Genomic DNA, 24,100 nt, shown 5'->3' with positions numbered 1-24,100 from the left:
CGATCACCACCTGGATCGAAAGGACGTACCACCGCCGGCGACGGCAAAGGCGGCTGGGAAAACTCACGCCGATCGAATATGAAACAATCAACCGGACCGCGCTCATAGCGGCCTAGGACCCCGAGTCAACAAAAGCCGGGGCAGTCCCTTCCACGGAGGGCAATCACTAGGAGAACGGGAACGGCGGCGTTCCGCTTAGGGTTCGCCATGCAGAACTGGTAACAGCTCCAACATCAAGCGGCAGGCAACAGCGGGTCCCGGTTCCAAGAACAGGGTCACGCTGTTGCCTGCGGTCTTTGTGGGTCGCACTAGGCCTTGGGTCCTAAGGTGCGGTGTCGGACACTGAGGTTTCGATGGTCGTCAACGTAATGGCAGTTCCGGCTGGAATGGTCCCTTGTGCTTGGGTTAGAACCTGGCGTTCGCCGATGAGTAGGCCGGTTTTGGAGTCGATGATGATGTCCTGTCGCGCATGTGAGGCTTCCTCCACGCGTCCGATTGCGATGCCCTTGCGTCCGTTCAGAGTGGCCTGATCATCCGTGACCGTGACTCCTGGAATCAGTGCTGCGGCCTTGTACAGAGCGGCTCGGAGATCTGCTGGAACCATGCCCGTGCGGAGCAGGTCGGCAATGAAGACCAGTGCCTCGCCGTCTGTGGATTGGCCCTGTCCCAACGTCCTTTTGAAGATGTTGTTTAGGAGCATGTGCGGGTCGCGAGGGAGGGAGTTCAGGTAGTCGGGCGAGGGGAATCCGGATTGATCAGGTGGTGACCCGTAGAAGCCGCCGTTTGCTCCTCGCAGTACATATCCCCTGGGTTCGTTCGTCTGGATACTAAGCGCATGTTCTTTGGATGCCGCGTCAAAGAACGTTGTTGGGATCCGCCCTGATCGTTCCCACACCCACTCACCGTTGCGGTCGGCGGGAATATACATGGTCATGTGCTCCGTGTCGAGCCACTGATATTCCTTGCCCTTTTCGTCGGTTGAGAAAGAGCCCCAAAGGTTGCTGCTCTGAATTTTCAGGTACTGCCCTGGGTTCACCACGGGGTCCGCGGTTTCAATAGTGGCTTGCGCGGCATCGTTGAGTACTTGTGCTGCTTGGGCTGTTGCGGCACCGCGCCAGCCTGTAGGGCCAACTACGTCACCCGCGACGAGAGCGGCCACAACTGCAGCTGTCGCTAAGGAAGCAATTCCGATCTTCATAGCAGTCCGTCGGCGGGGTGCTGGGCGGTGATGTGGCAGGGAAGGGTCGATGCGGTGGAGCAGCTCCCTGCGCCCTTCTTCTACCGCGGCGTCGCTGGCCACAAGCGTCTTGTCACGCATTGCCTGCAGGAGCGTTAGCTCGTTCATGATCAATCTCCTTGTCATCAATGTGGTGGAGGGCGGCTGCATCACGGAGGATGCGTCGGGCCCTGTTGAGCCGTGATCTGACGGTGCCCACTGGCACTCCTGTTGCCAGTGCAATGCCTTCATAAGTGAGGTCAGCCCAGGCGTAGAGCAGGAGGCATTCCCGGTCGGCGGGGGCGAGCTTCCGCATGGCCGTAGCGAGGTTCGCCGTCGCAGCGGCGGCGTCAAGTCGTTCGGCAACGCGGTCCGTTCCGTCGCCGTAGCTATCCCGGCCGGCTGCCCGGGCGAATGCCTTGAGCCTTCTTGCTTCGGCGCGGTGATGGCGTCGAAGCAGGTTGGTTGCGATACCGAAGAGCCAGGGCCTGGCGTCCTCCCATTCGTGGTCGAAGGACTCCCGGCTTTCGAAGGCGATCAAAAAGGTCTGCGACATAACGTCATCGGCAATGGAGTCACCTGCCCTGGTCGCCGCGTATCGGTGCACTGGGCGGCAATACTTGTCGTACAGCACCGCGAAGGCTTGGGGATCATCGCGAGATCTATGGATTAGTTCACTGTCGGTCGTCACAAGATGTATTGCCCCTTCGGAGGAAAAGAGTTCACGGAAGCTTAGCCGGGGCCATTCCGAGAGTAGGCAGGACACGAAAATGACGTCCACAAACGCGGGAATTCAGCTTCCCAGGCCTCGCATCAATGCGACGCGGGCCTCGGGTCGCGTCGCGGAGAAAACTGAAAAATCAGGAGGGGCCAGCGTCATACCGAAGACCTCCCGTAGAGGGTTCCCCAGTTGACACGAGGACAACGTCCCCATGACAGTGGTCCATGGATACATCTGGGCGCGATAGAAGGATCCGGATTGGTGCGGGCTTGGTCATGGCCGGGCTCGCCGTCCTATCTGTGATCATTGTCCTGATTGCTGGACCGGATCCTAGAAATGACATAGTTCCCACCATCATCGCCGTGGTCCAGGCACTCCTAAGTATCGGGCTAGGAGCCTTCCTAGCCGTCGGCAGGTTTGGCGCCGGGGATCTAGTATTTGTTCCGAGCAGGTGGAGGAGAGCCCTACTCCTCATCGTTGTTTTGTTCACCATTGGGGCGTTTGCCTGGCTGTTACTCGCTGATCCTGGTCAGGTGGATGCAATTGCGTTGGGGCCCAATCTGGTGGCCCTGATGATCATGCTGCAGTTTGGCCCTGGCCGGCACCACTTCCGGAGTGAGGAGCAATGGACCACCGCCTTATCCCAGCAGGATGCCGTGGACGTCTTGGCAAGGGTGTTTGACCAACAGGGGCTGGTCACGAAGGTTGCGCGGTCTAATGTCTGGGTGGAAATCGGCCGAGAGTGGCACGGAGAATGGCGCCATGGTGACGCAGCCAAGCATCTGAAGCAACAACCCCGCATTCATTTCATGATCGATGCGACCGACAAGGGAACCCGAATTACCGCATTCAGCAAGGAAATGCAGCTGGGAATGTACGACGTGTTGAAGCTCGCAGACGAAATGAGCGAAACGGGGGTCGCTCTGGCCAGGGACGCGACCTTCTCAAACTGAAGGTTTGGCACCATTTGTCCCGTTCAAGGTTCCGCAACAGCGCCGGCTAAGGGCGGTGCTCAGATGCGCTGATCACTTGTGAAAGGCTGCATCCATGGAACCTTTGGAGTCAGAACGTCGGGTGATCGAGGCAGCCGAAAGCTTGGCCAGAACTCTCGGTAGCGATGGAAACCATACTGTTGCGGCCGCCGCGATGGACACGAACGGCCGCATACATAGGGCAGTGAATGTCCACCACTTCACCGGTGGCCCGTGCGCCGAGCTCGTCGCCTTAGGTGTTGCTGCCACCGCCCAAGCTGGGCCATTGGTAACGATGGCAGCCGCCGGAGATGGAGGGCGCGGATTGATTCCACCGTGTGGCCGCTGTCGTCAGGTGATGCTCGATTTGCATCCAGATTTACTAGTTGCCGTTCCATCCCCGGCTGGGCCCCAAATGCGTCCCATCGCGAAACTCCTTGCAGATACGTACTTCTTTCCTGATGGGGATGCCCAGCGAGTTTTACGCTTCAACAAGCGCTATTACGACGGAATTGTGAGTGGAAAGAAGACTTCCTCGGTCCGATGGGATGAGCAAATATCCCCCGGACCGGCGATCTTCTACTTTGAGGATGATGAAGCGCACCCGCCACTGCGTGGGCAGATTCTTGAGGTCCAGCGGTATCGCGTTGGGGACTTGACTGCCGGACGTCTCCGGCTTGCCGAAGGCGAAAGTGTCGAAGGCTACGTCGAAGGTCTTCGGCGGCACTACCCGCTCATGCCGGCCGACGCGTTTGTCGACATCGCAGACTTTCGCGTCGAGGAATCACAGAACACCACCACCCGGTGAGGGTTCGGGTTGCGGGCTTGCGAATGACCTGACGCTTCCAGAAACGGGTGAAGGTCGGAGCCACGTCCACTGCCCTGCGTCCTCAACGCGCGACTCGCACGTCAGTCCCGGAATTTTACTACTCACCCGCAGCTAAAGCGCGTAGGATTTAGTCCTACTGAGACGAAATTTGGAGCGACCATGCGCACGACACGCCAGCTGAGCATTACCCTTCCGAACGAGATGGCCGATGCCTTGCGCCAGCGCGTGAGCTCGGGCGCATATGCGAGTGAGAGCGAAGTTATCCGTGATGGTTTGCGAACGTTGTTCGCGCGCGACCAGGTGCTCGAGTCTTGGCTTCGCGAGGAGGTTGTCAGTGCCTATGACGCACTCGTGGCCGATCCCTCCGCTGTGGTGAGCGTCAACGAAGTGCGCGCGCGGCTTTCGGCGAAGCATGACAAGCAGCAGTGACTCATTACCGGGTTGTATTCCGGCGCGAAGCACTGCAACAGCTTGAGGAGCTTTACGATTTCATCGCCGATGCTGGGTCTCCCGCCAATGCGGCAGGCTTCACTGAATCGATCGTCTTGTTCTGTGAAGGTCTCACCGATTTCCCGTACCGTGGGTTGGCGAGGGAGAACCTCCGTCCTGGGCTGAGGACGATCGGTTACAGGAAGCGCGTCGTGATCGCCTACGCCATCCTGAATGAGACCGTGGCAATCGTCGGTATTTTCTACGGCGGCCGCGACCACGAGCAGATGCTCCGCGAACCGCAACAGGATCGTTGACCCCACCTCTCGTCTCCGGGCAAGCGGCTGACCCATCGGCACGACGGGATTTCCACACCGCGTTCCGCTAAGCGTTCCTCAGTTGGATCCTCAAACGGAATGGGAGGTGTCGTGGAGAGCGCTGGACGTTGTGGAGGGTCTTATTCGTGAAGGACAACTTGGTAAAGGTTGTGGTCTTGCCATTTGCCGGCAATTTTCAAGTACCGTGGAGCCATCCCGATCTGCCGGAAGCCCGCCTTCAACAGCACCCGTTGCGAACCGGCATTGTGCAGGAGAGTGCTCGCTTCTATGCGGTGCAGCCCAAGCACGTCACGTGCCGTTTCGACAATCGTCTGGACGGCAGCGGAGGCCAGTCCACGGCCCGCGTAAGCGCCATCCACCCAGTACCCTAGCCCTGCACTTTGGAACGGTCCACGCACGATGCCCGCTAAGTTGAATCTGCCGATCAGGGCATCGCCAGCAAATAGCCCTAGGGGGTACCCTTCCCCGGTATCAGCCGCAACAAGGCGACTCGCAATATCCGTTGCCTGCCACATTTCGGTGTAGTACACCTCGGGACGCACCGGCTCCCAAGCGGAAAGGTACTCACGGTTGCGGACGTACGCTGCGGCAAGCGCTGACGCATCACTCGAGCGCAAGGTGCGCATGCAGACATTCTCACTGAGCTGGCGCGGTTCAAACACCAGTCAACTGTACTCGTGGCCTACCTCCAATGATGTCCCGGTGAGGGTTCCGTCTGAGGGCGGCCGCCCCTGTTCCTACTCCATCTTGGTGTCTCGAAACCTCTGCGCCTCGAAACCTTAGAGATACGAGACGAAGGGATTAGGCACGCCCTCGCTCCCCCGACTCTTGACGCCATTTAGCGATCACAAAACACCGCCAAATAGCGCCGAAAGTCACACGCGCGGGGCACAAACAGGAGGCGCCCGGCGTTATCAAGGGTGTCACCCGCTGACCGGAAAGGAATGGAGTTAAGCCGAGATGGCCACCGACTACGATGCGCCGCGAAAATCCGAAGAGGACCTCACCGAGGAATCGCTGGAGGACATAAAAACCCGGCGATCAGACATCCCTACGGCCGCGGTTGATGTGGACGAAAGCGACCTGGCCGCAGGCTACGAGCTTCCCGGGTCGGACTTGTCCGGCGAGGAACTGCTGGTTCTGGTGGTGCCTCCACTGGCGGACGAGTTTACGTGTTGCTCATGCTTCCTGGTCCGGCACCGTTCGCAGATTGCGCGGGAGAAAGACGGCCGCTTCTACTGCAAGGAGTGTGAGGGCTGACACGGGGGTGCCTATTTCCGCGAAAGCACGGCAGTGAGTTCCTCGGGTCGCCTGGACGACGTCAGCCAATAGGGGGTCCGGTCTGACGGGTCGGTGATTTCGATCCGCACCACCGGGTCGATCCAGCCACGGATGCACAGGTAGGCCAGGCCGTTGAGCCGGGTACCCCGCTGGGCGGTGGCGTCCTTGCCGTGGAACGGTGCCACTTCGCCGACGAAGCGGCGCTCGATGGTGGCACGTCCTACCGTCAAGGCGTCACTGGTGACCATGATGGTTGGGGTGGACAGCACCAGCAGGACAGCCATGATGGTGAACAGGACGGCGGCGGCCGTGTAGCCCGCCGCCATGCTGATCGGGGCGAAAACGAGGATCCCGGCACCGGAGATCCCCGCCGCGATGACCCAGATCCAGACGTTCGGCCACAGCCTCTCCCGGAAAACTGCCGGGGTGCCGGCAGAGGGGGCGTCAGGGACGGGCGCAGTGGAGCTGGATTCGGGCATGCCACCAGCTTTCCACCTTTGGCTGGCTATTTCATCTTGGGCTCATCCTGCCTTGGCCTACGGCGTCCCGTTGAATCTAGGACGGAACTGCGGCTGGGCGTTAGAGTGAGTGATTGTGACTGACGAACTTGCCACTGTTGAAACCGTTCCTGACAATGAGCTGGCCGGCGCTGCACCGGATACCGCCGCCTACGGTGCCCCGACGCTGCAGGTGCAGCTGAAAATGCTCGACGCCGGCTTGGAGGCACCGTCCTATGCCCACCCTGGCGATGCAGGGGCTGACCTGCGGGCCCGGGAAGATGTGGTCCTGGCGCCGGGGGAGCGGAAGATGGTGGCGACGGGTGTTTCCATAGCACTGCCGGACGGCTTTGTTGCCCTGATCCACCCGCGCTCCGGCCTGGCCACGAAGCACGGACTGACCATCGTCAATGCGCCCGGCACCGTGGATGCCGGCTATCGCGGGGAAATTTCAGTGACCCTCCTCAATACCGATTCCAGGAACGCCATCGAGCTCCGGCGCGGCGATAGAATTGCACAGATGGTGATCCAGCGGGTGGAATATGCGCAGTTTGTCCCCGTCAACGAATTGAGCGAATCGGTGCGGGGAGCCGGCGGATTCGGATCCACCGGCGGCTTCACCTCGCCAAACGCCTGACACCCGCAGACGGCGGCAACCAACGGTGGTTGCCCGCGGCAGTCAAGACTTCCGACGGGACCTCCGGGCCGGCGAGTCACTTTCACAACTAAGGAGACAAACCCCATGGTTTTTGGGCTCGGCAGGAAATCCAAGAAGGACCAATCGGCCGACCCGGACGAATCCCGGGCCTCAGCGGAATCAACGGAGTCCGCTGACATGGCTTCGGCGGACGACGGGCGTCGGGCCACGGGTCCCTTTGATGTTTCCGAGGTCTCCAGCCGCGACGGCTACGTTGACCTCGGTGCGCTGCTGATCGCCCCGAGCGAAGGGCTTCAGCTCCGGCTCGAAGTTGAGGAAGCCACCCAGCGCGTGGTCGCCGTGACCATGGACCTGAACGGCTCCAGCCTTCAGCTGCAGGCGTTCGCTGCACCCAAGACCGAGGGACTGTGGGACGAGATCCGCGAACAGATCGGTCAGTCCGTGGGCAGCCAGGGCGGACAGGTTGAAGAAGTCCAGGGTGGCTTCGGAACCGAACTGATCGCCAAACTGCCCGCTGGTGCGCAGGACGGCAGCCAGGGCTACCGGGTGGCGCGCTTCATCGGCATTGACGGTCCGCGATGGTTCCTGCGCGGAGTCTTGGGCGGTGCGGCAGCGATGGAGCGCGAGGCAGCGGCACCGCTTGAGTCCCTGTTCCGCAAGATTGTGGTCATCCGGGGCGACAGCCCCATGCCGCCCCGGGACCTGCTTCAACTGCGGCTGCCCAAGGATGCCAGTGTCACCCCGCCGCCCGCTGCACCCGACTTCAAGGGCCCTGAACGTGGTCCGGAAACCACCCAGATTGGCTGATTCCCGCCAAGGTCCCTCGGACTCCTCCCCGGACGCGGGGATGCCGGTCAGCCGGCTGCCGGAACGGGGCAGGGTGGTGTGCCAGGGGCACATCGAGTCGGTCACGTACATGCCCGCAGACCAGAACGCCGCCTTCACTGCCATTGTCTCGGACCCCGACATTCGCCAGTCCGGCGCCAAACCCGCCCAGGGAAGGGGCGGCCGGCTGCGTGTTGTCTGGCTGGGGCGGCGCAGGGTGCCGGGCATCGCTACCGGGACCGAAGTCCGCCTCGAGGGCATGCTGTCCCAAAGCCATGGCCTGCCCACCATGTTCAATCCCCGCTATGAAATACTTTCCCGCCAGGAGAACCAATGACCTCGCCCCAGCAGCCCGAGCCGTCCAAGCAGCCCGAACCGTCCGTCGCGAAGGGTCTTGCTGAGGGCTATGCAGCCAAAGCCGGCCTGCACCGCACCCATGACGGCCGGATCGATGTCCTCAAGAGCGCCGGCGGGATCCAGGGCATCGCCGAGAGCATTGTGCCCGGTCTGGTCTTCCTGATCGCCTTTACCATCACCCGGGACCTGACGCCGTCGCTGGTGGCCGCGCTGGCCTCCGCTGCCGTCTTTACGGTGGTCCGCCTCGTCCAGCGGCGTCCGTTGACCCAGGCCCTCGCCGGAGTGGTGGGGGTGGGCATCTCTGCCTGGCTCGCCAACACTACGGGCAAGGCTGAGGATTTCTACCTTCCGGGCTTCTTCACCAACATCGCCTATATCCTAGCCATGGTGATCTCCATCGCGATCAAGTGGCCGGTGGCCGGCCTGCTGTTCGGGATCATCCGCAACGAAGGGCTGGATTGGCGCAAGGACCCCGCGCGGCTTAAGGCTTACCGCCTGGGTACGTGGATCATCGTGGCAGTCCTGGTACTTCGGCTGGTGGTCCAGGTACCCCTGTACCTGATGGGCGAGGACGGACTGGCGGCCCTGGCCACGACCCGCCTGATCATGGGGGCGCCGCTCTATATCCTGGGCGTCTGGACCGCGTGGCTGGTCACCCGGCCGGTACCGGCGGACGCCGATGCCCCGCCGTCGGATCAGCCGTCGAAGCCGTCGTCCTCCGGCGCCTGAGTTTCGGCAGGCTGCACGCCTTCGGGCTCACCGGCGTCCTCCGCCGGCTCCTCGGCTGATTCGGGTGACAGCAGCGCACGCAAGTGGTCCTCGGCCGCGATGGTGGTGACGAAGAACAGTTCGTCGCCGCCATCGATGACGTCGTCACGGCTGGGAGTGATGGGCGCGTGGTCCCGGAGGATTGCCACCAGCGTGGCGTCCTCGGGCCATTGGATGCCGCCGACCGTCAGGCCGATGACGTGGGAATCGTGCGGCACCGTGAACTCCACCAGCGAAGCGACGCCGGTCTGCAGCGTCAGGAGCCGGACCAGGTCGCCGATCTCCACCGCTTCCTCCACAAGCGCGGTCATCAGCTGGGGGGTGTTGACGGCAACGTCCACGCCCCAGGAGTCGTTGAACATCCAGTCGTTCTTGGGGTTGTTGACCCGGCCCACTGTCCGGCCCACACCGAATTCGGTCTTGGCCAGGAGCGAGACCACCAGGTTCACCTTGTCATCGCCCGTGGCTGAAACAACGACGTCGGCATCCTCCACTTTCGCTCCCTGCAGGGTGCTGAGCTCGCAGGCGTCGCCCACCAGCCAATGCGCGCCGCGCAGCCCGCTGCGCCCGATGACCTCAGGCTTGAGGTCGATCAGCAGGATTTCGTGCTTGTGGGCCAGCAGTTCCCGGGCGATCGATGACCCGACGCTGCCGGCGCCGACGATGACAACTTTCACTACAACTCCTTGGCGGGTGCTTTGGCCAGGATCTGGGCGACCTGGGAACTGCGGTCCACCGGCAGCATGGCGTGGACCGTGTCGCCGTCTTGGTACGAAGTCCCGGTTTCGGGAAGCATGCCTTCGCCGAACCGGGTGAGGTATGCCACCCGGATGTCGGCGGCCTTTTCGACCTCGCTGATCCGGTGGCCGATCCAGCTGGCGTCCAGGTCCACTTCGGCGAGGACCAGCCGGCCGGAAGGTTCGCGGAAATCGCCGGCGAGATGCTGTTCGGGCAGGATGCGGCGCAATACCTGGTCTGCGCTCCACCGGACGGCGGCAACGGTGGGGATGCCGAGCCGCTGGTAGATTTCTGCCCGGCCGGGGTCGTAGATCCTGGCCACAACGTGGGGGACGTGGAACGTTTCGCGCGCCACACGGGTGGCCAGGATGTTGGAGTTGTCACCGCTGGAAACGGCGGCGAAGGCGTAGGCCTCGGCCACGCCGGCCTGCTGGAGCGTGTCCCGGTCGAAGCCCACCCCGGTGACTTTGCGTCCGGTGAAGCCCTGCCGAAGCCGGCGGAACGCGCGGTCATCCTGGTCGATGATGGCGACGGAGTGACCGGCGTCTTCCAGCGTGTGCGCCAAGGTGGCCCCTACCCGGCCACATCCCATGATCACGAAATGCGCCACCGTATCTCCTCAACTTCCGTAGCCTGTTGCTGCTGCTAGAACTCTACCGGCAGCGCGCGTGCTCCAGCCGCCCGGGCGCCGTCATGACATGGACGGGGAATCAGACTAGCTTTGTGGAGTGCTGACAATATTGAATGCCGTGAAACGGGTGCTGGTGGGCCGGCCCTTCAGGAATGACAGGCTCCCCCATACCTTGCTCCCCAAACGGATAGCACTTCCGGTTTTCGCTTCCGATGCACTGTCCTCGGTGGCCTATGCCCCCGATGAAATCCTGCTCACCCTGGCCCTGGCCGGCGTCAGTGCGGTCGCCTTTTCGCCGTGGGTGGGCCTGGCCGTCATGGTGGTCCTCCTGACGGTGGTGGCGTCCTACCGGCAGAACGTGCACGCCTACCCTTCCGGCGGCGGAGACTACGAGATCGCCAATGAAAACCTGGGCAAGTTTTCCGGGCTGACTGTGGCCTCGGCGCTCCTGGTGGACTACGTCCTGACGGTGGCCGTCTCGATGTCCTCGGCGGCCACCTACCTCACCACGGCGGTGCCGTCCCTGCATGGGCAACAGGCCCTGTTCGCCACCATCGGCGTCGTAATCCTTGCCCTCGTCAACCTCCGTGGCATCAAGGAAGCCGGCAGCGTTTTCGCCGTCCCCACCTACATTTTTATGGCGGCGATCCTCGGCATGACAGCGGTGGGCATCTTCCAGGCCGCCACCGGCCAGCTGGGCGAAGCGCCGTCGGCGGCCTTCGAGATTGTGCCGGCTCCCGGTTTCGACGAAGGGCTGGTGGGCCTGGCCGGCGCCTTCCTTCTGCTCCGGGCGTTCTCCTCCGGCGCCGCCGCGCTGACCGGCATTGAGGCCATCAGCAACGGTGTGCCGAACTTCCAGAAACCGAAGAGCAAAAACGCGGCCACCACGCTGTTGCTGCTCGGCGTAATCGCCTCGTCCATGCTGGCCGGCATCATCTTCCTGGCCAACGCCACGAAGGTGCACATTGTGCTGGATCCGGCGACGGAATTCCTGATGAACGGCCTGCCGCTGCCGGAGGATTACATCCAGAGTCCGGCCATCAGCCAGATCGCCCAGACCATCTTCGGCCCGGGATCAATCCTGTTCTACATCGTGGTCGCCGCCACCGGAGTGATCCTGGTGTTCGCCTCGAACACCGCCTTCAACGGCTTTCCTGTGCTGGGTTCCATCCTGGCCCAGGACGGCTATCTGCCGCGCCAGCTGCGGACCAGGGGAGACCGCCTGGCATTCAGCAACGGTGTCCTTGCCCTGGCCGCCGGAGCGTTGGTGCTGATCCTCGCGTTCAACGCCGATGTCACCAAACTGATACAGCTCTACATCGTGGGCGTCTTTATCTCCTTTACCCTCAGCCAGCTGGGCATGATCCGGCACTGGGGGAGGCACCTCAAGCTCGCCAAGGACAAAACCGCCCGACGCCGGATGGTGAAGTCCCGCACCATCAACAGCATCGGGTTCGGCATGACGGCCCTGGTGCTGGTGATCGTCCTGATCACCAAGTTCCAGCAAGGCGCGTGGATCGCGCTGCTGGCCATGTTCATTCTGTTCCTGATCATGTGGAGCATCCGGGCGCACTACGACAATGTGGCCAAGGAGCTGGCCGTGGACGAGGATTCGTCGCCGCGGGCCCTGCCAACCCGGGTGCACGCGGTACTGTTGGTGTCCCATGTGCGCAAGCCTGTGTTGCGCGCCCTGGCCTACGCACGGGCCTCGCGGCCGTCGCGGCTGGACGCCATCACGGTGGACATTGACGCAGCGGAAACCGCGCACACGGTTGCCGACTGGGAAAAGCTGGAGATCCCCGTGCCGCTGACCGTGCTCGCCAGCCCGTACCGGGAAACCATCACACCCATCATGGAATACGTCAAGAACATGCGCCGTGATTCCCCCCGTGACCTGATCGTGGTCTACATCCCCGAATACGTGGTCGGTAAATGGTGGGAACAGCTGGTTCACAACCAGACAGCGCTGCGCATCAAAACCCGGCTGCACTTTGAACCTGGCGTGATGGTGGCCAGTGTCCCGTGGCAGTTGAAATCGTCCGAAGAAGCCAAAAACATGCAGGATATCCGATGAACCCCCACACCCAGACCAACTCCGCAGCTGCCACGGCAGCCCCCACCGAACTGGTGCTCGACGTCGGTCCGGTGGCCCACGGCGGCCACTGCGTGGCCCGGCACGAGGGCAGGGTCATCTTTGTCCGGCACGGCATCCCCGGCGAAAAAGTACGCGCCCGCCTCACCGACGCTGGGGAGTCAGCCAAGTTCTGGCGCGCCGACGTTGTCGAGGTGCTGGACGCCTCCCCGGACCGGGTGGAGCACTTCTGGCGCCCGGCGGACTCCCTCCGCGCCTGGGCCCACGGGCATCCGCCGGTGGGCGGAGCCGAATTCGGCCACATCTCGCTGGGCCGCCAACGCGCGCTCAAGTCGGCGGTACTGGCCGAACAGCTTCAGCGGCTCGCCGCCGTCGAACGCCTGCCCGACGGGCTGGACGTCGGAAACCTCGTTGAGGCAGTGGACGCGGGCGGGCCGGATTCCGGCCTGGTGACGGATTCAAAGTACGACGCCGGCACTGGCCTCGGGTGGCGGACGCGCGCCAGTTTCTCGGTGACGCCGGGCGGAAAACTGGGCATGCACGCGCACCGTTCTGACCACATCATTCCTGTCCGGGAGATGCCGCTCGCAACGGAGCGCATCAACCGGCTGCGCTTGTGGGACATCGACCTGACAGGCATCGAACGCGTCGAGGTGGCGGCGCCGTCGAACGGTTCACGCCCACTGGTGCTGCTGGCGCCCGCTCCCGGCACCAAACCCAAGCGGCTCAGCGCCATCGCAGCCCAGCTTCCGGACGACGTTTCCGTGGCCACTTTCGACCCCCTGACCGGGGAAGTTGCGCAGCTGCGGGGCCGGACCTGGGTCCAGGAGTCGGCAGCCGGCCATGATTACCGGGTCACCGGCGCAGGTTTCTGGCAGATCCACCGCGACGCGCCCGGGACACTTGTGGGGACCGTCACAGAATTCCTCCACACTGGCGGGTTTCTGGCGCCGGGTTCCGTGGTTGCCGACCTCTATGCCGGCTCCGGGCTATTCACGGCTCCGCTGGCCGACGCGGTGGGGGAGACCGGGTCCGTTCTCTCGGTTGAAGGTGCGCCGGGAACCAGCCGGGACGCCCGCAAGAACCTTCACGGTGCGCCGCAGGTGGAGATCGAGCACGGCCGGGTGGAACGTGTCCTCCGCCAAAAGCCGCGGAATTTCGACGCCATCGTGCTGGATCCGCCCCGGGCGGGCGCCGGGAAGCCCGTGGTCAGCCAGCTGATCGCTGCCGGGCCCCGCGCCATCGCCTACGTGTCCTGTGATCCGGCATCGTTTGCCCGGGACCTGGGGTACTTCCAGCAGGCAGGCTGGTCCTTGGCGGGCCTGCGGGCCTTTGATCTCTACCCGCACACCCACCACCTGGAGACGGTGGCGTTACTGACGCCGGGTCAGTGATGCTACTAGGATGGCGGTAGTAATCCCACGTCGCGCCCCGTATTCACGGCTGACCTCCTGCAATTTTTGTGGCCAGCACTAATTAGGCCTGCCTAACTAGAAAGCGGTCTACCGCGCGACAAAGATGAAACTGTTGCGAGAGGAGTCCTGCGATGAGCACTGTGGACAGCTTCGGTTCAAAAGGCAAACTTAATGTAGCCGGAACCGAATACGAAATTTTCCGGTTGAACTCCGTTGAAGGTGCAGAAAACCTTCCGTTCAGCCTCAAGGTATTGCTTGAAAACCTGTTGAGGACCGAGGACGGCGCGAACATCACGGCCGATCACGTGCGTGCCTTGGCAGGCTGGGATCCCAATGCCCAGCCCGATACAGAAATCCAGTTCACGCCTGCCCGCGTGATCATGCAGGACTTCACCGGCGTCCCCTGCGTGGTTGACCTGGCGACAATGCGTGAAGCGGTCAAGGAACTCGGCGGCGACCCCAAGCGGGTCAACCCCCTCGCTCCTGCGGAAATGGTTATTGACCACTCCGTGCAGATCGACGCTTTCGGTAACTCCGGCGCACTGGAGCGCAACATGGAGATCGAGTACCAGCGCAACGGCGAGCGATACCAGTTCCTCCGCTGGGGCCAGACCGCCTTCGACGACTTCAAGGTTGTTCCCCCGGGAACCGGCATTGTGCACCAGGTCAACATCGAATACCTGGCCCGCACGGTCATGACCCGCGAAATCGACGGCGTCCTTCGTGCCTACCCGGACACCTGCGTCGGCACCGACTCGCACACCACCATGGTCAACGGCCTGGGTGTCCTGGGCTGGGGCGTTGGCGGCATCGAAGCCGAAGCGGCCATGCTGGGACAGCCTGTCTCGATGCTCATCCCGCGTGTTGTGGGCTTCAAGCTGACCGGGTCCATTCCGGCTGGCGCCACCGCCACGGACGTGGTGCTGACCATCACCGAGCAGCTGCGCAAGCACGGTGTGGTGGGCAAGTTCGTGGAATTCTACGGCGAAGGTGTTGCGGCAGTGCCGCTGGCCAACCGCGCCACCATCGGCAACATGAGCCCGGAATTCGGCTCCACCGCCGCAATGTTCCCCATCGACGACGTCACATTGGACTACCTGCGCCTCACCGGCCGCTCGGACGAAAATGTGGCACTCGTGGAGTCCTACGCCAAGGAGCAAGGCCTCTGGCACGATGCTTCCCGCGAGATCAAGTTCTCCGAGTACCTCGAGCTGGACCTGTCCACGGTTGTTCCCTCCATCTCCGGCCCCAAGCGTCCCCAGGACCGCATTGAGCTGACGGATGCCAAGGAACAGTTCCGCAAGGACATCCACAACTACGTCGCCATCGAAGACGGCAGCGTGGACGAGTCACTGGACGAGTCCTTCCCCGCATCGGATGCCCCGTCGTTCACGCACGCCGACTCGCACACCATCGAGACCAGCCGTGTTGTGTCCGCAGCGGACGGCGCCCACGGGCGTCCGTCCAACCCGGTGCACATCAAGACTGAAGACGGCCGCGAGTTCGAACTGGACCACGGCGCGGTATCCATCGCCTCGATCACGTCCTGCACGAACACGTCCAACCCGTCGGTGATGCTGGCCGCAGCCCTGCTGGCCCGCAACGCCGTCGACAAGGGCCTGATGTCCAAGCCCTGGGTCAAGACCTCCGTGGCTCCCGGGTCCAAGGTTGTCACCGACTACTACAACAAGTCGGGCTTGACCCCGTACCTGGAGAAGCTCGGCTTCTACATCGTGGGTTACGGCTGCGCCACCTGCATCGGCAACTCCGGCCCGCTGGACGCCGAAATCTCCGAGGCCATCCAGGCCAACGACCTCTCCGTCACCGCGGTGCTCTCCGGTAACCGCAACTTCGAAGGCCGGATCAACCCGGACGTGAAGATGAACTACCTGGCCTCCCCGCCGCTGGTCATCGCGTACGCCCTGGCCGGCTCCATGGACTTCGACTTCGACACCGATTCCCTGGGCAAGGACGAAGCCGGAAACGACGTCTTCCTGAAGGACATCTGGCCCAACCCGGTTGAGGTCCAGCAGGTCATCGATTCCTCGATCGACAAGGACATGTTCGCCCGCGGTTACGAGGGCGTCTTCGACGGCGACGCACGCTGGAAGGCGCTCGACACCCCGGCCGGCGACACCTTCGCCTGGGATCCGAACTCCACCTACGTCCGGAAGCCCCCGTACTTCGACGGCATAAAGGCGCAGCCGGAACCCGTCCAGGACATCTCCGGCGCGCGCGTGCTGCTGAAGCTGGGCGATTCGGTCACCACCGACCACATCTCCCCGGCCGGTTCCTTCAAGTCGGACACCCCCGCCGGCCAGTACCTGCTGGCGAACGGTGTTGAGCGCAAGGACTTCAACTCCTACGGCTCACGCCGTGGCAACCACGAAGTGATGATCCGCGGCACGTTCGCGAACATCCGCATCAAGAACCAGATCCTGGACGGCGTCGAAGGTGGCTTCACCCGCGACTTCACCCAGGCTGACGGCCCGCAGGCATATGTCTACGACGCCGCGCAGAACTACCAGGCAGCCGGCACCCCGCTGGTGGTCCTGGCGGGCAAGGAATACGGTTCCGGATCCTCGCGTGACTGGGCAGCGAAGGGCACCGCCCTCCTGGGCGTCAAGGCCGTCGTCGCCGAGAGCTACGAGCGTATCCACCGCTCCAACCTGATCGGCATGGGCGTCCTGCCCCTGCAGTTCCCGGCCGGAGAATCCGCAGCCACCCTGGGCCTGACCGGCACGGAAACCTTCGCGGTCGAGGGCGTCATTGCCCTGAACGAAGGCACCACGCCCAAGACCCTCAAGGTCACCGCCACCGCTGAAGACGGCTCCGCCAAGTCCTTCGATGCAGTTCTCCGCATCGATACTCCGGGCGAAGCCGACTACTACCGCAACGGCGGCATCCTGCAGTACGTCCTGCGCCAGATCTCCGCCAACTAGCCGGAATCTGAACCCACGCAGTACTCTTTCGAAGCCCCGGCCGGTCACGGACCAGCCGGGGCTTCGGCTTTGCATTTTCCGCCAGGCGTTAGAGTTAACAGGCACGTCTACCACCCGAAGGAGGGGTCATTGGGAATCTTGGACACCATCCGGAATCCGCAGGACCTGAACCAGCTGTCTCAAGACCAGCTCGAAGAGCTGGCCGCTGAGGTCAGGAGTTTCCTGATCACCAACGTCTCCCAGACAGGTGGACACCTCGGCCCCAACCTCGGCGTTGTGGAACTGACCCTTGCCGTGCACCGCATCTTCGATTCGCCCCGGGACAGCATCGTGTTCGACACGGGCCACCAGTCCTATGTGCACAAGCTCCTCACCGGCCGCCAGGACTTCAGTACCCTGCGCCAGCAGGGCGGCATGTCCGGCTACCCGTCGCGCGCCGAGTCCGAGCATGACATTGTGGAAAGCTCGCATGCTTCCTCCTCCCTCTCCTGGGCTGACGGCATCTCCCGAGCCAGGCAGCTCACAGGCGAGTCGGAACGCTACACCGTCGCCGTCGTCGGAGACGGGGCGCTGACCGGCGGCATGGCCTGGGAAGCCATCAACAACATTGCGGCGGACAAGCGCCGCCGCGTGGTGATCGTCGTCAACGACAACGGCCGCTCCTATGCCCCCACGGTGGGCGGCTTCGCGGACTACCTCGCCTCACTGCGCCCCACCATCGACTCGTTCCGCGCCGCCCCTGCCTATGAGGGCACGCTGGACTGGTGGAAGAAGAAACTTCAGAACGGCGGCCCCGTGGGCCAGTTCACCTACAAGAGCCTGCATGCCATGAAAAAGGGCATCAAGGACTGGTGGGCGCCGCAGGGCATGTTCGAAGACCTCGGCATGAAGTACATCGGCCCGGTTGACGGCCACAACCTGCAGGCAATGGAGCACGCACTGTCCACGGCCAGGAACTACGCCGGCCCGGTGATTGTCCACGCCATGACCGAAAAGGGCCACGGTTACGCCCCGGCCCGGGCCCATGAAGCGGACCAGTTCCACGCCGTCGGCATTATCGATCCGGAAACGGGTGAACCGACGGGAGTTTCCGGGGCACAGTCCTGGACGTCTGTTTTTGCGGACGAGATCGCGAAGATCGCCGATGAGCGCCCCGACATTGTGGGCATCACCGGGGCCATGCTCATTCCCGTGGGCCTGCATAAGTTTGCGGCCAAGCACCCGGACCGGGTGATCGATGTCGGCATTGCCGAGCAGCATGCGCTGACGTCCGCCGCCGGCATGGCTTTCGGCGGGCTCCACCCCGTGGTGGCCGTGTATGCCACCTTCCTGAACCGTGCGTTTGACCAGCTCCTGATGGACGTGGCACTGCACAAGGCCGGCGTCACCATCGTCCTGGACCGTGCCGGTGTCACCGGTCCGGACGGGGCCAGCCATCATGGCATGTGGGACATGGCAATGGTCCAGATCGTTCCCGGACTCCACCTTGCCGCGCCGCGCGACGCCTCCCGGCTGCGGGAAGAGCTGCGCGAGGCCGTGGCCATCAACGACGCCCCCACTGTGGTGCGCTTCTCCAAGGGCACCGTGGGCGCCGAAGTGGAGGCCATCGAACGGCTGGGCGACGGTGTTGACGTGCTGGCCCGCCGGCCTGCCGGGTCCACCGAAAACGACGTCCTGATCGTCAGCGTCGGAGCCATGTCCGAACTGGCCCTGGACGTGTCCAACCGCCTGGGCGCCCAAGGCATCAGCACCACCGTGGTGGACCCGCGCTGGGTGCTGCCTGTACAGCGTTCCATCATTGCGCTGGCCTCCCACCACCGGCTGGTCATCTGCATCGAGGATGGTGTCAGGGCAGGCGGTGTCGGATCGCGGATCCGGCAGGAAATGCGCGCAGCGGGCGTTGACACCGCCCTGAACGAGGTGGGGCTCCCTGCCGAGTTCCTGGACCACGGCACGCGCAGCCAGGTGCTGGAGCGCGTCGGGCTGACGGCCCAGCAGATCACGCACGACGTCGTTGCCCAGGTTTTGGGCACAAAGGTCCCCTTCGCGCGCCCCCTGCCAGGCCAAGAGCACCCCACCACCGGCAGCCTGCCGATCCTGTGAGGGAAGAAGACGCACTGAAGTATCCGGCCGCCGTCGGGGAAACGGTTCCGGTGAGGCATACCAGCACCACCCGCGTTCCCGCGGGACTGCAGCCGGGCCAGCTGGTGGTGGCCAGGAACCGGAAATGGAACGGAAAAGCCCACTGGGTGGTCCCGGGGCGGTACCTCGGCGAAGACCGGCACGGCTGGTGGATCTTCCAGGGAACCAATGAATTCTGTTCGCGCCCGGGCGCTGCCTTTTACACAGCGTCCGACGCCGTGCTGCTGGTGCCGCGGTCCGGAGACTGGGTGGCCACGTTCTACGACGACGCCCATCCCAGCAGGGTCAGGGTCTACGTTGATCTCGCCGTCGCCCACGAGTGGACGGACATCCGGCCGGCTGTCGCCGAGTTCCATGTGATCGACATGGACCTGGACGTGATCCGCATGGCCGGCCGGGGCGTCTTTATCGATGACCAGGACGAGTTCGCCGAGCACCGCATCGCCATGAATTACCCGGACCGGCTGGTGGATGACATCCAGGCCGCCGCGGATGAGCTTTATCAGGCCGTCAAGGCACAGCACGCACCATTCGACGGAACAGACGTTGAATGGTTCACGAAGGGACGGTCATGAGCGGAATCATCAGGGTCTACAAACGGGACGACGAAGGAATATTGCACTTCCGTGAAGGCTGGTTCGACGAGGACTACAGCCAGTTTGTGATGAACTACGGCGTTGTTGGGCACCAGAGCAAAACCGAAGAGACCGATGTGGCCGATGCCGCTGCGGTGGAGGGCCTCATGGATGCCTTTGCCGTGCAGTGCGCAGAGGACGGTTTCGCCGAAATCCCCGACGAGGACCAGTACTGGGTGGTGGCGCAGTTTGCCCTGAAAACCAAGGAGGGCACCGACCGTGACCGCTACCTTGAGGAAAAGGCGAAAGACGCCCTCATCAGCCACCTGGCCTGGCGCGGCCTGGGAACCGTCGAACGCTCGGAGTTCAGCGACTACAAACTGAACATCTTCTGCCTCTGCCCCGACGTGAACAAGGCCGTCAGCGCCATCAAGGTCTGCAGCCGCGGCGAAGACCTCGATTTCACCAAGCTGAGCATCGGGGCCGCCTCCTACGGCGAACCGGACAAGAACTTCAAACTCAAGCACTCTGCGAAGCCTGCCAACACCTTCAGCCTCTAGAGGGGAAATCCATGCCTGACTACCGACGCCTAGGAAACTCCGGGCTGAGCGTCTCCGTGGTGGGGCTCGGCTGCAACAACCTGGGCCGCGCCAACACGGTGACCGAATCGCAGGCGGGGACTGACGCCGTCGTCCATGCTGCTCTCGACGCCGGCGTGACGCTTTTCGATGTCGCCGACAGCTACGGGCGGGAGCCCGGACTCAGCGAGACGATGCTGGGCAAGGCGCTGGCCGGCCGGCGGGACGAGGCCGTGGTGGCCACGAAATTCGGGATGGACATGCGCGGGGCCAACGGCCGGGACTTCGGTGCCAGGGGCTCACGCAGCTACATCATCCGGGCGGCGGAGGCGTCGTTGCGGCGGCTGGACACCGACTGGATCGACCTTTACCAGTTCCACACCCCAGATCCGCTGACGCCGATCGACGAAACCCTGTCAGCGCTTGATGACCTGGTCACCAGCGGCAAGGTCCGGTACATCGGACACTCCAACCGCGCCGGCTGGCAGATCGCCGAGGCTGAGTTCGTGGCACGCGCCGCGGGCGGCACCCGGTTCATCTCCACCCAGAACCACTACAACCTGCTTGACCGGCGCGCGGAACTGGAGGTTACGCCGGCTGCCGAGGCCTACGGGCTCGGGGTCCTGCCCTACTTCCCGCTGGCGAACGGGCTCCTCACCGGAAAATACTCACCGGACACTGCGCCGGAGGGGACGCGCCTCACCCATACCCGGACGCACCTGGTGCACGACGCCGATTGGGGCCAGCTCAAACGGTTCAGCGCCTTCGCCGACCAGCGCGGCCTGTCCGAGATCCAGGTGGCCTTCTCCTGGCTCGCCGCTCAGCCGTCCGTCAGCAGTGTGATCGCCGGGGCAACCAGGCCTGAACAGATCCAACAGAATGCGGCGGCCGTTGCGTGGGTGCCAACGCCGGAGGAGCTTGCGGAACTGGATGACATCTTCCCCAAGGTCCCCAAAGTCGCACTCTTCTAGGGGCGCCGCCGATGACCAGGCTCCTGCTGGATGTAGATACCGGGATCGACGACGCCCTGGCCGTGGCCTATCTTGCTTCCCTGCCGGAGGTGGAGTTCCTGGCCGTGACGGCATCCCCGGGAAACGTGGGCGCCCAGCAGGTAGCACGCAATACCCTCGCACTGCTGGAGCTGTGCGGCCGCACGGAAGTTGAGGTCGCCGTCGGCGCGGACGTTCCGCTCGCCATCCCGCTGGTGACCACGCCGGAAACCCACGGGCCCCAGGGCATCGGGCATGCCGTCCTGCCGCCACCCTCCGGGACAGTATCGCCGCGGCACGCCGCCGACGTTTGGGTGGAGGCCGCACGTGCCCATCCTGGTGAGCTGACGGCCCTGATCACCGCTCCCCTGACCAACTTCGCCCTGGCCATCCGGCGTGAGCCGCGGCTGCCCGAACTCTTGGGACGGGTGGTCATCATGGGAGGAAGTTTCTATCACCAGGGGAACACGACGCCCACGGCAGAGTGGAACACGCACGTTGATCCACATGCGGCCAAGGAAGTTTATGCCGCTTTCCGCGGCCTGCCGGCGGACCGGCTGCCCATTGTCTGCTCGCTGGACACCACCGAGCGGATCGAAATGCGGCCGGAGCATGTGCGGCTGCTGGCCAGGGCTGCAGGCTGTGCGGTGGATGAACTCGTGCTGCCGGACCAGCCCGAAGCGCTCAGGAGCACGTCCGACAACCCGCTGGTGCGGCACCTGTCCGATGCCTTGCGGTTCTACTTTGAATTTCACCGGCGCTATGATCAGGGCTATCTGGCCCATGTCCACGACTTCTTCGCGGCCGGCGTGGCTGCAGGCACGCTGGAATACAGCACGCGCACGGCGACAGTGGACGTGGAGGTTGGTTCCGCCATGCTGATGGGGACCACGGTGGCTGACTACCGGGAGCTGTGGGGACATCCGCCCAATGCCCGGATCGTGTCGGACAACAACCCGGAGCAGGCGTTCCGGGAATTGGTACGGTCCGTTGGCGGCCTTGCGGCGCGCTTGTCCACCCAATCCGGGCCCGATGACCGGTCAATCTTCTGGCAGTAGCGGCCCGAACAGTGCAACGTTACCCCGAAAGAAACCGACCAGCTGTTACACGTCCTTGACAGACCTTAGTCTTTAGAGTTCTCGCGGGATGTGATGCCGAAGCTGGGGGACTGCAGCTCGGTGAAGTTTCCGACACTGGCGCGCACCGTGCACTGGGGCGTGATCTGCAGGGCCGTTACTGTGAGCCCTGAGCTGTCCACCGCCAGCGCCCCGCCGCAGCCGTCGGAGAACCGCAAACCCCTCTCGCCGCCGGTCACCGCGGCGAGCATCTGCGATGGTTTGCCCGACGCGGGACTGACGTAGAGCGGGTTCAGCTCGTCAGCGCCGCCGGCCCACACTGGTACCAGGGTGATTTTCAGAGGGCTGGGCGTCACGACGCGGGCCGGAGTGCGCACCTCCACGCCCTTCAGCCGCTGGACGGGGTAGGCGGTGCCTTTGACGGCCGGGTCCTGCGTTGCGGCCGTCGTTGCCTTGGACCCGGCGCGCAGCCACGCGTCGAGTGCCTTCTGGTCCGCGGGCGCCACAGGCACCTTGGCGGTTACTTGGAGGGTCCCTCCCGGCGGGATCTGCAATCCCGAGAGCTTCCAGCCGCATTCGACGTCAAGGCCGGTAATTGAGGCCTGGTTCCGGCTCACCGTGGACCCATCCCATGTGACGGCCGGGCATGCGTCTCCGTCGGCCAGGCCGGGGATTACCTCGAGGAACTCACCGGACAACGGCGCCTTCTGCGCCGCGTACGTAACAGTCAAGCGGGTCTGACCGGAGGACGGTTCGTAAGTGGCGCTCCGAGAGATCGTTAAGCCGGTCGGGAGGGCTGAGTCCTGCAACTGCGTGGACAGCTGCTGGCCGGCAGTCGCGGGCGCCGTCTGCTGGTTTGTGGGGGCGAGGACCATGAACCCTACGACCATCGCCACGAGGAGAAGGGCCGCGGTGCCCGCTAGAAGCAGCGCTACACGGGTGCGCCAGAACGGGGTGGTGTCCGTCTCATCGAGCTGGTCCTCCACCTGGGGCCGCACTTCGCGCCGCGGAATCGAACGGGCGATGGTTGCGCTTCCCGCCTCTCCGAGTTCGGGAGCCTGCACGTCGACGTCGACCGGCGAGGCGGACGCGAAGGCCGTGAGTTCCGCATCCGTAAAGGCGCCCCGGACCACAGTGGCGGGGCGCTCGACGTCGTCGAAGTCCGCAGGGGCTTCCCCGCGCGCGATCGGGGCGCCGCCGGCAAGGCGGGGTACGAGACGCCGGAGCGTCGACGCGGCCTCACGCGCCGTCGGGCGCTGGGCGGGGTCTTTGGACAGCAGCCCGTCGAGTATGTCCCATAGCGCGTCGTCCACGGGAATCCGTGGCGGGCGTGAGGAAACATGGCGGTACGCAATGCTGAAGTCGGTCCCCGGCCCGGCAAAAGGAGTGCGCCCGGCGAGGAGCTCGTAGAGCAGGACACCCGTGGAGTACACATCGCCCGGAAAGCCTGACCGGCCCTGGCTGATGAGCTCGGGGGGCATGTACTGCGGGGTGCCGATGAGACCGGTCGTCTGGCGGCTCCGCTCGCCCACAACGTCGGAGATGCCAAAGTCGGAGACCCGCACGTCGCCCGGCCCGCACTCGGGCCAGGGGCGGGCGAGGAGTACATTGTCCGGCTTAATGTCGCGATGCGTCACGCCTCGTGAGTGGGCGAAAGCCAGTGCGTCAAACACTTCGGCGGCGACGTTTAGCGCGTCTTCGGGACGCAGCGGGCCGACCTCCTTCACCGCGTCACGCAGCGAGCCGCCCGCGACGTAGTCCATGACGATGGCCAACCGCGCGCCCTCCACCACCATGTCGCGCACCGTGACGATATGGGAATCCTGCAATCCAAGCAGCACGGATCGCTCGCGGACGAACCGCTCTACGAGCGAGGGATCGTCGGCGTGCTCCGGGCGCAGCACCTTGGCCGCAAACGTCCGGCCGTCAGCCGACGTGACGGTCCAGACCTCTCCAACGGCGCCGGAGCCCACCCGTTCGCCGAAGCGGTAGGACGCTCCCAGCGCGTGACCCGTCTGTGCCAATTGCATGT

At 64.0% G+C, this 24,100-nt stretch carries 24 protein-coding genes; 17 read left to right on the top strand and 7 right to left on the bottom strand.

What is annotated here, in order from left to right; all coding sequences use genetic code 11:
• Window positions 1-322: 322 nt before the first annotated feature.
• Entirely contained in the window at window positions 323-1,345 is a 1,023-nt protein-coding gene (locus ACZYZ4_RS17020; protein WP_463862775.1) for a CU044_5270 family protein, read from the bottom strand.
• The gene (locus ACZYZ4_RS17015; protein ID WP_463862778.1) at window positions 1,311-1,850 is read right to left on the bottom strand and encodes an RNA polymerase sigma factor; all 540 of its coding nucleotides are present in this window, start codon (window positions 1,848-1,850) and stop codon (window positions 1,311-1,313) included. The genes ACZYZ4_RS17020 and ACZYZ4_RS17015 overlap by 35 nt, the downstream gene beginning before the upstream one ends.
• 569 nt (window positions 1,851-2,419) lie before the next feature.
• Here ACZYZ4_RS17015 and ACZYZ4_RS17010 point away from each other — a divergent pair.
• From ACZYZ4_RS17010 to ACZYZ4_RS16995, 4 genes are all read left to right on the top strand, one after another.
• Window positions 2,420-2,890: a hypothetical protein gene (locus tag ACZYZ4_RS17010; RefSeq protein WP_463862774.1), complete on the top strand. Its 471-nt coding sequence runs from the start codon at window positions 2,420-2,422 to the stop codon at window positions 2,888-2,890.
• 94 nt (window positions 2,891-2,984) lie between these two features.
• Window positions 2,985-3,716 carry an ASCH domain-containing protein gene (locus ACZYZ4_RS17005; RefSeq protein WP_463862772.1) on the top strand — a complete coding sequence of 244 codons (732 nt, stop codon included), beginning with the start codon at window positions 2,985-2,987 and terminating at the stop codon, window positions 3,714-3,716.
• A gap of 180 nt (window positions 3,717-3,896) precedes the next feature.
• The gene (locus ACZYZ4_RS17000) at window positions 3,897-4,166 is read left to right on the top strand and encodes a ribbon-helix-helix domain-containing protein (RefSeq protein WP_463862771.1); all 270 of its coding nucleotides are present in this window, start codon (window positions 3,897-3,899) and stop codon (window positions 4,164-4,166) included.
• Complete coding sequence (locus ACZYZ4_RS16995) at window positions 4,163-4,483, top strand: type II toxin-antitoxin system RelE/ParE family toxin (RefSeq protein WP_463862770.1); 321 nt, start codon at window positions 4,163-4,165, stop codon at window positions 4,481-4,483. The genes ACZYZ4_RS17000 and ACZYZ4_RS16995 overlap by 4 nt, the downstream gene beginning before the upstream one ends.
• A 140-nt stretch (window positions 4,484-4,623) precedes the next feature.
• Here ACZYZ4_RS16995 and ACZYZ4_RS16990 read toward each other — a convergent pair whose 3' ends face one another.
• Complete coding sequence (locus tag ACZYZ4_RS16990) at window positions 4,624-5,166, bottom strand: GNAT family N-acetyltransferase (RefSeq protein WP_463862769.1); 543 nt, start codon at window positions 5,164-5,166, stop codon at window positions 4,624-4,626.
• A gap of 298 nt (window positions 5,167-5,464) precedes the next feature.
• Between ACZYZ4_RS16990 and ACZYZ4_RS16985 the strand changes: the two genes are divergently transcribed.
• Window positions 5,465-5,764 carry a DUF4193 domain-containing protein gene (locus ACZYZ4_RS16985; protein WP_463862767.1) on the top strand — a complete coding sequence of 100 codons (300 nt, stop codon included), beginning with the start codon at window positions 5,465-5,467 and terminating at the stop codon, window positions 5,762-5,764.
• A gap of 11 nt (window positions 5,765-5,775) precedes the next feature.
• Here the strand turns inward: ACZYZ4_RS16985 and ACZYZ4_RS16980 are convergent, their stop codons facing one another.
• On the bottom strand, window positions 5,776-6,264 hold the full coding sequence (locus tag ACZYZ4_RS16980; protein ID WP_463862765.1) for a DUF3093 domain-containing protein: 489 nt from the start codon (window positions 6,262-6,264) through the stop codon (window positions 5,776-5,778).
• A gap of 115 nt (window positions 6,265-6,379) precedes the next feature.
• On the opposite strand from ACZYZ4_RS16980, the gene dut reads away from it, so the two are divergent.
• The 4 genes from dut to ACZYZ4_RS16960 all read left to right on the top strand — a co-directional run bounded on the left by dut (window position 6,380) and on the right by ACZYZ4_RS16960 (window position 8,851).
• On the top strand, window positions 6,380-6,919 hold the full coding sequence (dut, locus tag ACZYZ4_RS16975; protein WP_463862763.1) for a dUTP diphosphatase: 540 nt from the start codon (window positions 6,380-6,382) through the stop codon (window positions 6,917-6,919).
• 105 nt (window positions 6,920-7,024) lie between these two features.
• Window positions 7,025-7,747, top strand: coding sequence for a DUF3710 domain-containing protein (locus ACZYZ4_RS16970; RefSeq protein ID WP_463862761.1), 723 nt, complete (start codon window positions 7,025-7,027; stop codon window positions 7,745-7,747).
• The gene (locus ACZYZ4_RS16965) at window positions 7,740-8,102 is read left to right on the top strand and encodes a single stranded DNA-binding domain-containing protein (RefSeq protein WP_463862759.1); all 363 of its coding nucleotides are present in this window, start codon (window positions 7,740-7,742) and stop codon (window positions 8,100-8,102) included. Before ACZYZ4_RS16970 ends, ACZYZ4_RS16965 begins: the two co-directional genes overlap by 8 nt.
• Window positions 8,099-8,851 carry a DUF3159 domain-containing protein gene (locus ACZYZ4_RS16960; protein WP_463862758.1) on the top strand — a complete coding sequence of 251 codons (753 nt, stop codon included), beginning with the start codon at window positions 8,099-8,101 and terminating at the stop codon, window positions 8,849-8,851. The genes ACZYZ4_RS16965 and ACZYZ4_RS16960 overlap by 4 nt, the downstream gene beginning before the upstream one ends.
• On the opposite strand, the gene ACZYZ4_RS16955 is transcribed toward ACZYZ4_RS16960, so the two are convergent.
• Both ACZYZ4_RS16955 and ACZYZ4_RS16950 read right to left on the bottom strand, forming a co-directional pair.
• Window positions 8,818-9,567 carry a potassium channel family protein gene (locus ACZYZ4_RS16955; RefSeq protein WP_463862756.1) on the bottom strand — a complete coding sequence of 250 codons (750 nt, stop codon included), beginning with the start codon at window positions 9,565-9,567 and terminating at the stop codon, window positions 8,818-8,820. The two genes, ACZYZ4_RS16960 and ACZYZ4_RS16955, sit on opposite strands and share 34 nt — an antisense overlap.
• On the bottom strand, window positions 9,567-10,238 hold the full coding sequence (locus ACZYZ4_RS16950; RefSeq protein ID WP_463862754.1) for a potassium channel family protein: 672 nt from the start codon (window positions 10,236-10,238) through the stop codon (window positions 9,567-9,569). The genes ACZYZ4_RS16955 and ACZYZ4_RS16950 overlap by 1 nt, the downstream gene beginning before the upstream one ends.
• Window positions 10,239-10,356: 118 nt before the next feature.
• Between ACZYZ4_RS16950 and ACZYZ4_RS16945 the strand changes: the two genes are divergently transcribed.
• The 8 genes from ACZYZ4_RS16945 to ACZYZ4_RS16910 all read left to right on the top strand — a co-directional run bounded on the left by ACZYZ4_RS16945 (window position 10,357) and on the right by ACZYZ4_RS16910 (window position 22,050).
• Complete coding sequence (locus ACZYZ4_RS16945; RefSeq protein ID WP_463862752.1) at window positions 10,357-12,333, top strand: APC family permease; 1,977 nt, start codon at window positions 10,357-10,359, stop codon at window positions 12,331-12,333.
• On the top strand, window positions 12,330-13,745 hold the full coding sequence (locus ACZYZ4_RS16940) for a class I SAM-dependent RNA methyltransferase (RefSeq protein WP_463862750.1): 1,416 nt from the start codon (window positions 12,330-12,332) through the stop codon (window positions 13,743-13,745). The genes ACZYZ4_RS16945 and ACZYZ4_RS16940 overlap by 4 nt, the downstream gene beginning before the upstream one ends.
• A gap of 152 nt (window positions 13,746-13,897) precedes the next feature.
• A complete protein-coding gene (gene acnA, locus ACZYZ4_RS16935; RefSeq protein ID WP_463862748.1) occupies window positions 13,898-16,708 on the top strand; it encodes an aconitate hydratase AcnA in 2,811 nt (936 codons plus the stop codon).
• Between the two features lie 129 nt (window positions 16,709-16,837).
• Entirely contained in the window at window positions 16,838-18,811 is a 1,974-nt protein-coding gene (dxs, locus tag ACZYZ4_RS16930) for a 1-deoxy-D-xylulose-5-phosphate synthase (protein ID WP_463862746.1), read from the top strand.
• Window positions 18,808-19,425, top strand: a complete 618-nt coding sequence (locus tag ACZYZ4_RS16925; protein ID WP_463862744.1) for a DUF402 domain-containing protein — start codon at window positions 18,808-18,810, stop codon at window positions 19,423-19,425. The genes dxs and ACZYZ4_RS16925 overlap by 4 nt, the downstream gene beginning before the upstream one ends.
• Entirely contained in the window at window positions 19,422-19,985 is a 564-nt protein-coding gene (locus ACZYZ4_RS16920) for a hypothetical protein (RefSeq protein WP_463862742.1), read from the top strand. The genes ACZYZ4_RS16925 and ACZYZ4_RS16920 overlap by 4 nt, the downstream gene beginning before the upstream one ends.
• Window positions 19,986-19,996: 11 nt before the next feature.
• The gene (locus ACZYZ4_RS16915) at window positions 19,997-20,974 is read left to right on the top strand and encodes an aldo/keto reductase (RefSeq protein WP_463862741.1); all 978 of its coding nucleotides are present in this window, start codon (window positions 19,997-19,999) and stop codon (window positions 20,972-20,974) included.
• 11 nt (window positions 20,975-20,985) lie between these two features.
• Window positions 20,986-22,050, top strand: a complete 1,065-nt coding sequence (locus ACZYZ4_RS16910; RefSeq protein WP_463862739.1) for a nucleoside hydrolase — start codon at window positions 20,986-20,988, stop codon at window positions 22,048-22,050.
• A gap of 65 nt (window positions 22,051-22,115) precedes the next feature.
• Here the strand turns inward: ACZYZ4_RS16910 and ACZYZ4_RS16905 are convergent, their stop codons facing one another.
• Window positions 22,116-24,098, bottom strand: coding sequence for a serine/threonine-protein kinase (locus ACZYZ4_RS16905; RefSeq protein ID WP_463862737.1), 1,983 nt, complete (start codon window positions 24,096-24,098; stop codon window positions 22,116-22,118).
• Between the last annotated feature and the right edge of the window lie 2 nt (window positions 24,099-24,100).

The organism is Pseudarthrobacter adonitolis, assembly GCF_055412845.1.
The sequence above is the reverse complement of the archived record's forward strand: the minus strand, read 5'-3'. Positions and strand labels throughout refer to the sequence as shown.